Raw genomic sequence first — 12,876 nt, 5'->3', positions numbered from 1 at the left:
CCTCCGGCAGGGTGACGTCGGGCAGCGGCCGGGCGGAGTCGTTCCATTCCTGGAGCACCGCGCGCCGCTCTCCGGCATCGAGCACGTCGAGACGGCTGAGCGGGATCTCCGGGTCGGCGGCCACCTGTGCCAGGACGCGTTGCAGCCGCTGGACGAGGGCGTGTGCCGTCCCCGGGTCGAACAGGTCCTTCGCGTACTGGAGGTCACCGATGATGCCGGCCGGGGCTCCGTGCTCGTCGCGGTGCTCGGCAAGACTGATCGACAGGTCGAACCGGGCGGGCAGCACCTCGTCGGGCAGCGTCTGCCCGTCCATCGGACGCACGGCCAGGCCGGGCAGCTCCCAGTCCGTGGCGGGGACGTTCTGCAGCACCAGCATGGTCTGGAACAGCGGGTGCCGGGTGAGCGACCTGGCCGGGTTGAGTTCGTCCACCAGCCGCTCGAACGGCACGTCCTGATGGGCGTAGGCGCCCAGGTCGGTCTCCCGGACCCGGGCCAGGAGCTCGGCGAACGTCGGGTCACCGTCCACGTCCGTCCGCAGAACCAGGGTGTTCACGAAGAACCCCGCAAGATCCTCCAGCGCACTGTCACCGCGGCCCGCGACGACCGTGCCGATCGGAACGTCGGTACCGGCGCCGAGCCGGGCCAGCAGCATCGCCAGCGCCGCCTGGACCACCATGAACATCGTCGCCGAACCCTGCCGGGCGACGCCCGTCAGACCGGTATGGGTCTCCCCGTCCACCTCGACCGCGACCGAGCCGCCCTGGAACGAGGCGACCGCGGGCCGCGCCCGGTCCGCCGGCAGCGGGACCTCCTCCGGCAGTCCCGCCAAGTTCTCGCGCCAGTAGTCCAGTTGGGCGGTGATCAAGCTGTCCGGGTCGCCGAGCTCACCGAGGACCTCGCGCTGCCAGAGCGCGTAGTCGGCGTACTGGACGGGCAGCGGCGACCAGCCGGGGGCGCCGCCCTCGCACCGAGCCGCGTAGGCCAGCCGCAGGTCCCGGGCCACGATTCCCATCGACCAGCCGTCGACGGCGATGTGATGGGCCACCACCAGCAGCACGGACTCGGACTCGGACAGGACCAGCAGCTCGGCTCGCCACGGCAGGTCGTGGGCCAGATCGAAGCCCCGTCCGGCCTCCGCGACCAGGACGGCGGCCAGCTCGGCCGGGTCGAGCCGGCGGGTGCGCAGGACCGGCCGCCCCGCCGCACCGTCCAGGATGTGCTGGCGGGGAGTCCCGTCCGTCGCCGGGAAGACCGTACGAAGGGTCTCGTGCCGGTCGGCCAGGTCGCCGAGCGCTCCTTCCAGCGCGGCGGCGTCCAGCTCGCCGGACAGCCGGAGCGCCAACGACATGTTGTACGCGGCGCCCACTCCCGCCTCTTCGAGCTGGTTGAGGAACCACATCCGCTGCTGGCCGAACGACAGCGGCACCGTCTCCGGCCGCTCCCGCACGACGATCCCGGCGCCGACGCCTGCCTGGTCGCGTCCGACGAGCCGCGCCAGCCCGGCGACGGTCGGAGTACCGAACAGCTCGCGGATACTGGTCTCCGCGTTCAGCTCTGACCTGATTTTGGCGATCAGTCGCATCGCCAGCAGCGAGTCACCGCCCAGGTCGAAAAACGAGTCCTCGGCACCGACCCATTCCACGCCCAGCACGTCGGCGAACAGCCTGCACAAGACCTCTTCCAGCGCTGACTCAGGGCCCCGCCCGGCCAAGCCGCCGAACTCGGGGGCGGGCAGCGCCGCCCGGTCCAGCTTCCCGTTCACCGTCACCGGCAGGGACTCCAGCTGCACGATCGCGGCGGGCACCATGTACTCCGGCAGCTTGCCCGCCACACGCTCCCGCAGCAGCTCCGCGTCGAGGACGCCGTCAGCCGGGACGACGTAGGCGACCAGCCGCTTGGTCCCCGGCTGGTCCTCACGCACGATCACCGCGACCTGACCCACACTCTCGTGCGCGGCCAACACCGACTCGACCTCACCCGGCTCGATCCGGAAACCACGGATCTTCACCTGATCGTCAGCCCGCCCGGCGAAGAACAGCTGACCGTCCTCCGACCAACGCGCCAGATCGCCCGTCCGGTACATCCGGCCCCCGTACGGGCAGGCGACGAAACGTTCCGCCGTCAGACCAGGCCGACCGTCATAACCCCGGGCAAGCCCCGATCCCGCGACATACAGCTCCCCAACCACGCCCGTCGGCACCGGGCGCAGGAACTCATCCAGCACATACGTCCGAGCGTTGTCCATCGGCGACCCGATCGGCACACTCGCCGGAACAACATCACCAGCGACGTACGGAACCTGCGTCGTGAACGCCGTCGTCTCCGTCGGACCATACGTCGACCGGACGACCAGATCCGGATGAGCCTCCAGCAGCGCCCGGATCGCCGACGCCGAGACCACGTCACCACCGGTCGACACCTCACGCACACCCGCAAAAATTTCCGGGGACTCCTCCGCCAGCACCCGGAACAGCCCAGCCGTGGCGTGCACATTGGTGATCCCGTGCTCGGCAATCAACCGCCCGCGTTCGGCCGCGTCGACATCACCCGACGGCAACACGACCAGCCGACCACCACGCGTCAGCGGCACCCACAGCTCATACGTCGACGCATCGAAAGCATGGTTCGCCTGGAACAACACCCGCTCGAGCACGTCATCACGCCAACTACGGTCCGCGACAAAACTCGCAATGTTGCCATGCGTCACCGCCACGCCCTTGGGCGTACCGCTCGACCCGGACGTGTACATCACGTACGCGAGGCTGTCCGGCGACACCACGACCCCCGGATCCACCGCCTCAGCCCCGAACAACCCCGCCACCGGGACCGTCACCAGACCATCCAACTCACGGTCAGCCAACACGAGGCCGACGCCGGCCTCGGCCACCACCGCACGCAACCGCTCCACCGGATGATCGGCGTCCAACGGCACATACGCCGCACCCGCCCTCACCACACCCAGCAACACCGCGACCAGATCAACCGACCGGTCCATCACCACACCGACGCGGCACTCCACACCCACACCCAGGCCCACCAGCGCATGCGCCACCCGGTCCGAGCGCTCAGCCAACTCCGCATACGACAGCGCCACATCACCACCCACCACCGCCACCGCACCCGGAGTCCGCACCACCTGAGCACCGAACAACCCCGGCAGTGTCAGGGCGGGAACCGGCCGGTCAGTGTCATTCCACTCCTCAACGACCAACCGCCGCTCGCCCTCACCGAGGACATCGAGCCGGGAGACCCGAACCTGCGGGTCGGTCGCCACCTGCTCCAGGATCCGCCGTACCCGTTCTGCCAGCGCCCGGACGGCGGCCTCGTCGAATACGTCAGGCCTGTAGTCGAACTGCAGCTCAAGCTCATCGAGCGGAGAGACGACCAGGGTGAGCGGGTAGTGGGCCGCCTCCTCGCCCCCGCCTCCGACGATCCGCAGACCACCCAGATCCGCGGCGGTAGCGGGGTCGTGCGGATAGTTCTCGTAGACCACGAGGGTGTCGAAGGTCGCGCCCGCCCCGGCGATGCGCTGGATCTCGGTCAGTCCCAGGTGCTGATGGGCAATCAACTCGGCTTGCTGAGCCTGGAGATGGCTCAGCATGTCCGCGAACGTCCGGCGAGGATCGAGACGGACCCTTACCGGGACCGTGTTCATGAGCAGCCCGAGCATCTGCTCCACGCCCGGCAGTTCGGCCGGACGGCCCGCGACGGTGGCGCCGAACACCACGTCGCTCCGGCCTGCGAGCATGCCGACCAGCACACCCCACACGCCCTGGACCACGGTGTTCAGCGTCAACCCCTGCTCGCGGGCCATGTCGCGCAGTGCCAGGGTGAACGGCTCGTCGAGCCTGACGATGACGTGGCGGGGCTGGACGGACTCGGCGTCCCGCTCCATCGGGGCGACGACAGTCGGCTCGGTGACCTCCGCCAGCATCTCCCGCCAGGCGGACCGGGCAGCCTCCTTGTCCTGCCGGGCCAGCCAGGCCAGATACTCTGCGTACTGAGTCACGGGGGGCAGCCCGCCGGCGTCGCCACCGGCCGTGTAGATCTGTGACAGCTCACCGAACAGGATGGGCAGCGACCAGCCGTCCATGACGATGTGATGCATCGTCACCGCCAGGCGGTACCGCTCTCCCCCCTGCTTCAGCAGCAACAGACGCAGCAGCGGCGGAGCCGCGAGATCGAACCGTGCGCGTTCTTCCTCCGCGAGCCGCAGCGCTTCGGCCTCGGCATCGACGTCGGACAGACCGGAGAGGTCAACCTGACGCCACGGCAGCTCCGCGTCCTGCACAACCACTTGGACAAGGCGGTGGAATCCGGCCCGCAGACTCGCGTGCCGGTCCAGCAGCGCCTGCCAGGAACCACGGAACAGCTGCGCGTCCAGCGCTCCCTGGATGTCGAGGAACCGCTGTCCCACGTACGCGTCGTGGGCGTCCTCGTCGTACCGGGCGTGGAACAACAGCCCTTCCTGCAACGGCGACAGCGGCCACACGTCGACAAGACCCGGGACCGCCGCCTCGATCTCCTCCACCTCGTCCTGGCCGAGAGTGACCAGCGGGAAGTCGGACGGCGTGTGCCCACCGCTTCCGGACCCGGCGGCATTGATGGCCAGACCCGTCAGCGTCGCCACCCAGCGGGCGGCGATCTCGTCCAGCGCGGCGTCGTCCAGCAACCCGGCCGGGCAGGCCAGCGACACCGTCAGCTCGGGCCCGTCGGGAAAGTCACGGACCAGGCCACCGGCGTCGAGCTCATGCGACAGGACTGTCCGCTCGTCGGCCGTGCCACCGAGGGCCAGGTCGCCGTCCGGCTGCCAGTTCCCCCTTGCCGCAGCGGAGAAGCGGCCGAGGTAGTTGAAGCCGATCCGGGCCGAGGGCAGCCCCTCGAAGGCCGCGGCGGTCTCCGGGTTCAGATAACGCAACATCCCATAGCCGAGCCCATCACCCGGGACGGCCCGCACCTGCTCCTTGACCCGCTTGAGCAGACGACCGGCCTCCGGACCACCCGCACGGACCTGGGCGTGATCGGCACCGCCCGCGTCCAGTCGTACCGGGTACGAGCTGGTGAACCACCCGAGCGTGCCCGTCAGATCCATGTCGTCGGAGAGCGGCACACGCCCGTGCCCCTCGAGATCCACGAGCAGGCCGCCCGGGACCTCACGCCACTCCTCCACAGCCGCGACGAGACCGGCCAGCAGTACGTCGTCGATCCCCGCGTGGAAGGCAGCCGGAACCCGCGTCAGCAGCTCCGACGTCACCGTCGCCGGTACCCGGAACTCGACCCGCCGCGTGCCACCGGCCACGGTGTCCACGGCAGGATCCAGCGCCCGCCCACCCAGCAGTGGGGCAGGGCCTTCCAACATGCGGGTCCAGACCGGCAACTCGGCCACCCGCTCGCCACTCATCGCCTCGCCGGCCAGAGCCTGCGCCCAACCCCGGAACGACGTGCCGACGGGCTCAAGACCCGAGTCCGGAGCCGAGTCCGGACCCGAGGTGTACGCCGCCGCCAGATCCGGGACGAGCACCCGCCACGACACACCGTCAACCGCCAAGTGATGCACCAGCACCAGTAGCCGTCCGGGCACGTCGACTCCGGCGTCGAACCACACCACCCGCATCATCCGGCCGGCCACCGGATCGAGGCCCTTCGCCTCTTCCTCCGCGCAGGCCCGGATCACCTCGGCCCACTGCTCGGCCGGCTGCTGCGCCGCGTCCACCCGCCGCACGACCGGCTTCCCGGAGCCCTTCTCGGGCACCACCAGCGAGTCCGGCTCGCCGTCAGCCAACTCCAGGCGGGCACGGAGGACTTCGTGGTGATCCATGACCGCCCGGACCGCCGCCTCCAGACGGGGCAGCTCCAGTCCGGCCGGTACCTCAACCAGCATGGACTGCGAGAACGCCCCGGTCAGCGCCGCCGAACCCGCCCGCTCGACCAGCTCACGCATGACAGGCGTCAAGGGCACTCGCCCCACGCTCGCCGTCCGTCCCTCCCCCGGGCCCACCGTGGGCGTCGCGGCGACCCTGGCCAGCGCGGCCGGGGTCCGATGCTCGAACACCTGCCGCGCGGTGATGACCACCCCGGCCCGCCGAGCCCGCGAAACCACCAGCATCGACGTGATCGAATCACCACCCAGCGCGAAGAACGAGTCCTCCGCACCGACCCACTCCAGCCCCAGCACCTCACCGAACAGCCCGCACAACACCCCCTCCACCGCACTCTCCGGACCACGACCCACCGAACCACCGAACTCCGGCGCAGGCAGCGCCCCCCGATCCAGCTTCCCGTTCACCGTGACGGGCAGGGAGCCGAGTGCGACCACGGCGGCGGGCACCATGTAGTCCGGCAGCTTGCCCGCGACAAACTCCCGCAACAGCCTCGCGTCCACATCTCCCGTTGCCGGGACGACGTAGGCGACCAGCCGCTTGGTCCCCGGCTGGTCCTCACGGACGATCACCGCGACCTGGCCCACGCTCTCGTGCGCAGCCAACACCGTTTCGACCTCACCGGGTTCGATCCGGAAGCCGCGGATCTTCACCTGATCATCCACACGACCCGCGAAGAACAGCTGGCCGTCCTCCGACCAACGCGCCAGATCACCCGTCCGGTACATCCGGCCCCCGTACGGGCAGGCCACGAAACGCTCCGCCGTCAGACCAGGCCGACCGTCATAACCCCGGGCAAGCCCCGATCCCGCGACATACAACTCCCCAACCACGCCCGTTGGCACCGGGCGCAGGAACTCATCCAGCACGTACGTCCGCGCGTTGTCCATCGGCGACCCGATCGGCACGCTCGCCGGAACCACATCACCGGCGACGTACGGGATCTGCGTCGTGAACGCCGTCGTCTCCGTCGGACCATACGTCGACCGGACCGTCAACTCCGGATGAGCCTCCAGCAGCGCCCGGATCGCCGACGCCGAGACCACGTCACCACCGGTCGACACCTCACGCACACCCGCGAAAATCTCCGGGGACTCCTCCGCCAGCACCCGGAACAGCCCAGCCGTCGCATGCACATTGGTGACCTGGTGCTCAGCAATCAACCGACCGCGCGCCGCCGCATCCTTCTCACCAGGCGGCAACACAACCAACTGACCGCCCCGCGTCAGCGGCACCCACAGCTCATACGTCGACGCATCGAAAGCATGGTTCGCCTGGAACAACACCCGCTCGACCACGTCGTCACGCCAACTACGGTCCGCGACAAAACTCGCAATGTTGCCATGCGTCACCGCCACGCCCTTGGGCCTGCCGGTCGACCCGGACGTGTACATCACGTACGCGAGGCTGTCCGGCGACGGAGCCAGCCCCGGATCCACCGCCTCAGCCCCGAACAACCCCGCCACCGGGACCGTCACCAGACCATCCAACTCACGATCAGCCAACACCAGGCCTACGCCGGCCTCGGCCACCACCGCACGCAGCCGCTCCACCGGATGATCGGCGTCCAACGGCACGTACGCCGCACCGGCCTTCATCACACCCAGCAACACCGCAACGAGATCAACCGACCGCTCCATCGCCACACCAACGCGGCTTTCGAGCCCCACGCCCAGGCCAGCCAGCGCATGCGCCACCCGATTGGCCCGCTCATCCAACTCCGCGTACGACAGCGAGACCTCACCACCCACCACCGCCACCGCATCCGGAGTCCGCACCACCTGAGCACCGAACAACCCCGGCAACATCACCCCAGGAACCGGCTGAGCGGTGTCATTCCACCCCTCCACGACCACCCGCCGGTCGTCCTCACCGAGCACGTCGAGCCGGCCGACCGGCAGTCCCGGATCGGCGGCGATCTGCTCCAGGAGCCGGACCAGCTGGTTCCCCAGGGCGGTTACGGTCGCCGCGTCGAACAGGCGGGGCTGGTAGTCGAAGCGGAGTTCCAGGTTGTCCAGAGGGGCCACGGCGAGGGCCAGGGGGTAGTGGGCGGCGTCCTCGCTCGCCGCGCCGTCGATCTTCAGGCCGCTGAGCTGAAGGGGCCCGTCGGGGTTGCGCGGATAGTTCTGGTACACCAGGAGCGTGTCGAAGGTCGCCCCGGCGCCGGCGAGACGCTGAATTTCCGTCAGCCCCAGGTGCTGGTGCGGGATCAGCCCTGCCTGCTGGACCTGAAGCTCTGCCAGCAGCTCGGCGACGGTACGGTACGGATCGAGACTCACCCGCACCGGCACCGTGTTGATGAACAGCCCGAGCATCTGCTCCACGCCGGGAAGATCAGCCGGACGGCCCGCCACCACGGCGCCGAAGACCACCTCACTGCGGCCTGTCAGCATCCCGACCAGCACACCCCAGGCACCCTGCACCACCGTGTTCAGCGTCAGCCCGTGCCCACGCGCGGTCTCCCGCAGGGCGGCCGTCAGCCGGGCGCCGGCACGTACGGTCGCATGTCCTGGGACGGACGGGTTCGCACCGGGGTCGACCGGACGTACCAGTGTGGGTTCACCGACCCCGGCCAGGGCTTCGCGCCAGGCTTCGCGTGCCGCGTCCTTGTCCTGACGGCCCAGCCAGGCCAGATACTCCCGGTACGACGTCACCGGCGGCAGCACCGCGACATCGCCGCCCGCCGCGTACACCTCGGACAACTCACCGAACAGGACCGGCAGCGACCAGCCGTCCATCAGTATGTGATGCATCGTCAGAATGAGCTGGAAGCGCGACTCGTCCAGCCGAAGCAGCAGCAACCGCAGCAGCGGCGGGACCGCCAGATCGAACCTGGTCTTCTCGGCGACGGTGAGCCGCTCCGCCTCGGCCTGCCGGGCGACCGGGTCCAGCCCGGACAGGTCCACCTCACGCCAGGGCAGTTTCACTCCAGAGGCGATCAGTTGGACGGGGTCGCCCGTGCCTCGACGCTGGAAGCTCGCCCGGAGCGTCGCGTGCCGGTCGAGCAGTGTCTGCCAGGAGGTGCGTAAGAGATCGATGTCCAGTGCGCCGCGGAGTTCCATCGCGCCCTGGAGCACGTAGACGTCGTGGGCGTCCTCGTCGTACCCCGCGTGGAACAGCAGACCTTCCTGAAGCGGCGACAGCGGCCACACATCTTCGATACGCACCTGGGTCACTGCGATCCCCCTTCGTCTGCAAGCCTGATCTGGAACTCGTCGATCTCGTCCTGGGCAAGTGCGACCAGGGCGAAGTCCGAGGGCGTGTGACCGCTGGTGCGGGGAGCACCGTCCTGGTCGTCGGTGTGAGCCGCCAGTCCCGTGAGCATCGCGACCCAGCCGGTGGCCAGCTCGTGAAGGGCGGCCCGGTCGAGCAGCCCTGTCGGGCAGGCCAGGGTCAGGGTCAGTTCGGGACCTTCCGGAAGGTCCCGGACCAGCCCGCCGGTTTCGAGGGCATGGGAAGCGGCCATCCGGGCGTCCGCCGTGCCCCCCAAAACGACGTCTCCGACAGGCTGCCAGCTCGCCTTTCCCATGTCATGGCCGTCCAACTGCCCAGCCGAGGAGGCGAAGCGGCCGAGGTAGTTGAAGCCGATCTGCGGGGTCGGCACCCCGGACAGGGCCGGGGCCGTCTCCGGGTTCAGGTAGCGCAGCAGCCCGAACCCGAGCCCGTCGCCGGGCACCGCCCGCAGTTGCTCCTTGACCTGCTTGATCAGGACGCCCGCGGCGGCTCCGCCGGAGCGGATCGTCGCGTACTCCGTGGTGCCCGGGTGGAGGCGTACCGGGTAGGAGCCGGTGAACCAGCCGACGGTTCGGGTCAGGTCCAGATCGTCCGACTGCGGATCCTCGGTCAGTGGCACGCGGCCGTGGCCCTCGACGTCCACGAGCATCCCGGCCTCGGTTTCACGGCCCCGCCCCTGCTGCCATTCGGCCACCGCAGCGACCAGACCGGCCAGCAGTACGTCGTCGACACCCGCGTAGTACGCCGCCGGAACCCGGGTCAGCAGGTCCGCCGTCACGGGGACGGGCACCGGCAGGGAGACCGCGTGCACCCCGGCGGCCACGGTGTCCGCAGTGGGGTCGAGCGCCCGTTTCCCTATGAGCGGGTCGGGGCCGTCCAGCAGCCGGGTCCAGTGCGGCAGTTCGGCCACTCGGCCGGCACCGGCCGCCTGCCTCTCCAGGGCCTGTGCCCACCTCCGGAAGGACGTCTCGACCGGGTCGAGCGCGACGTCCCGTCCTGCCTCCAGGGCCTCGTAGGCGGCCGCCAGATCGGGGAGGAGCACCCGCCAGGACACACCGTCGACGACCAGGTGATGCGCCACCAGCAGCAGCCGTCCGGGAACGTCGGGGCCCGCGTCGAACCACACCAGCTGGACCATCAATCCGGCCGACGGGTCGAGCCGGTCCACCGCGCGCCGGAACTCGCCCGGCACGTCCGGCGTCGCGGCGCGCAGCACGCAGTCCTCGGCCGACGGTCCGGAACCCTTCTCCGGCACCACCAGCGAGTCCGGCCGGCCGTCGACGAGCTCGAGACGGGCGCGCAGGACGTCGTGATGATCCAGCAGTGCCCGCACCGCCGCCGTGAGCCGGGAGAGATCCAGCCCGGCGGGCACCTCCACGAGCATCGACTGGGTCAACGATCCGGTCAGGGCGGTCGGGCCCGCCCGCTCGACCAGCTCACGCATCACCGGGGTCAGCGGAACCGGGCCCACGCCCACATCCGGTTCCCGGAGTACAGAGACGGGGCCGGCGGTGGTCGTGCCGGCGACTCGGGCGAGGGCTGCCGGGGACTTGTGCTCGAACACCTGCCGGGCGGTGATCACCACTCCGGCCCGCCGGGCTCGCGAGACGACCAGCATCGACATGATCGAATCGCCGCCGAGTTCGAAGAACGAGTCCTCCGCACCGACCCACTCCAGGCCGAGGGCCTCGCTGAACAGGTCGCAGAGCACCTCCTCGACCGGAGTGGCCGGGCCCCGGCCGGCCGGGCGGGCACTGAGCTCCGGGGCGGGCAGCGCGGCACGGTCGAGCTTGCCGTTCACCGAGACGGGCAGCGAGTCGAGCGCCACGACGGCGGCCGGGACCATGTGCTCCGGCATCAGCCCTGCGACGTGGTCGCGCAGTGCCGCCGCGTCGATGCCGGTGTTCGGGTCGGCCGGCACCACATAGGCGATCAGGCGCTTGACGGCGCGGGCACGGCCGTCCTGCTGGTCGGCTCGGGCTGTCACGGCGACCTGGCCGACGCTCTCGTGGGCGGCCAGCACCGCCTCGATCTCACCCGGCTCGATCCGGAATCCGCGGATCTTCACCTGGTCGTCGACCCGGCCCGCGAACCGCAGCTCGCCCTCGGGGGTCCACCGCGCCAGGTCACCGGTCCGGTACATCCGTTCCCCGGAATCCGGGAAGGGGCAGGCGACGAACCGCTGCGAGGTAAGATCCGGCCGCCGGACGTAACCACGCGCCAGCCCGGTCCCGGCCACGTACAGTTCCCCGGTCACGCCGGGGGGTACCGGGCGCAGGTGCTGGTCCAGGACGTACACGCGTACGTTGGCGATCGGGCCGCCGAGCGACACGACGTCAGGGAGCGCGGCGGGCGCCGTCCAGCAGGTGACGTCCACCGTGGCCTCGGTCGGGCCGTACTCGTTGTAGAACGCCCGTCCCGGGGCCCAGCGCCGCACCACCTCCGGGCTGCACTCCTCGCCGGCGGTGACGACATGCTCGATGTCGCGCAGCACCGCCTCCGTCCGCGCGTCGTCCCCGACGAGCGTCTCCAGGACGCTCGGGGTGAAAGTGACGGCGTTGACGGCCAGAGTCTCCAGCTCCAGCAGGATGTCGCCGTCCCGCCGGGCCACGCACAGGGTCGCCCCGCCGGCCAGTGTCGGGTAGATCTCCGACACGGACGTGTCGAACGACACCGAGGCGAACTGCAGGACCCGGTCGCCCGGCCCCCAGCCGTAGGCGCCGACCCGCCAGTTCACGTAGTTGACGAATCCGCGGTGTGCGACCGCGACACCCTTGGGTGTTCCGGTCGAGCCGGAGGTGTAGATCACATATGCCGGGTGGGCGGGCCGCAGCGGCGCGACGCGGTCGGCGTCGGTCGGCGCGGTCGTCGGACGGGCCGCCAGGTCGGCCACCACGTCCGGGGCGTCCCAGACGAGCCGTTCGAACCCGGAGACGGCCCCCGTGGTCCTGCCGGTGCACACCAGCAGCGCCGGGCGCGCGTCGGCCACCATGAAGCCGATCCGCTCGGCCGGGTAGCCGGGGTCGATCGGCACATAGGCCGCGCCCGACTTCAGTACGCCGAGCAGCACCGCGAGCAGATCGACGGTCCGGTCCATGAGTACGCCGACGAGGTCCTCCGGGCCGATTCCCCGGCTGATGAGCCGGTGGGCGACCTGGTTGGCCCGCGCCTCCAGCTCCGCGTAGGTCAGGGCGGCGTCCTCGGTGACGACCGCCGCCAGATCGGGGGTCCGCGCGGCCTGCGCCTCGAACAGGTCGGTGACCAGCGTGGCCGGCACGGGACCGGTGGTGTCGTTCCACTCCTCCAGGACCTGCTGCCGTTCGGCCGGTTCCAGTACGTCGAGGTCGCCGACCCGGAGTCCCGGGTCCACGGCGATCTGTTCCAGGAGCCGGACCAGCCGGGCCGTCAGGGCTTCGGCCGTCGGCCCGTCGAACAGGTCGGGCCGGTACTCCAGCCGCAGTTCCAGTCCGTCGCCGGGGGCCGCCACAAGGGTGAGCGGATAGTGAGCGGCCTCCTCGCCCCCGCCTCCGACGATCGGCAGTCCTCCGGGCTGCCCGGCCGTGTCGGGGCCGCTCGGATAGTTCTCGTAGACCACGAGGGTGTCGAAGGTGGCGCCCGCACCGGCGATCCGCTGGATTTCCGTGAGCCCCAGGTGCTGGTGGGCGATCAGTCCGGCCTGTTGGATCTGAAGATCCGTCAGCAGCTCCGCGATCGTCCGGTACGGATCGAGACGCACCCGCACGGGCACCGTGTTGATGAAGAG

Annotated in this window: 2 protein-coding genes (both only partly in view); both read right to left on the bottom strand. The window is 70.3% G+C overall.

The genetic code is table 11. From position 1 onward, the window contains the following. Window positions 1-9,055 carry the 5' end (the start) of a non-ribosomal peptide synthase/polyketide synthase gene (locus ACFXJ5_RS35115; protein WP_384640476.1) on the bottom strand. Its footprint begins 14,279 nt before the window's first position, so only the first 9,055 of its 23,334 coding nucleotides appear in the window; it begins with the start codon at window positions 9,053-9,055; its stop codon lies off the left edge, out of view. Beyond that, window positions 9,052-12,876, bottom strand: the final stretch of a protein-coding gene (locus tag ACFXJ5_RS35110) for an amino acid adenylation domain-containing protein (protein WP_384640474.1). It continues 13,197 nt past the right edge of the window; only the last 3,825 of its 17,022 coding nucleotides appear in the window; the start codon falls outside the window, past its right edge; it ends in the stop codon at window positions 9,052-9,054. Before ACFXJ5_RS35110 ends, ACFXJ5_RS35115 begins: the two co-directional genes overlap by 4 nt.

Source organism: Streptomyces sp. NPDC059373 (genome assembly GCF_042751495.1).
Classification (GTDB): domain Bacteria; phylum Actinomycetota; class Actinomycetes; order Streptomycetales; family Streptomycetaceae; genus Actinacidiphila.
Note: the sequence above shows the minus strand (reverse complement) of the source record. Positions and strands in the feature narration are given on the sequence as shown.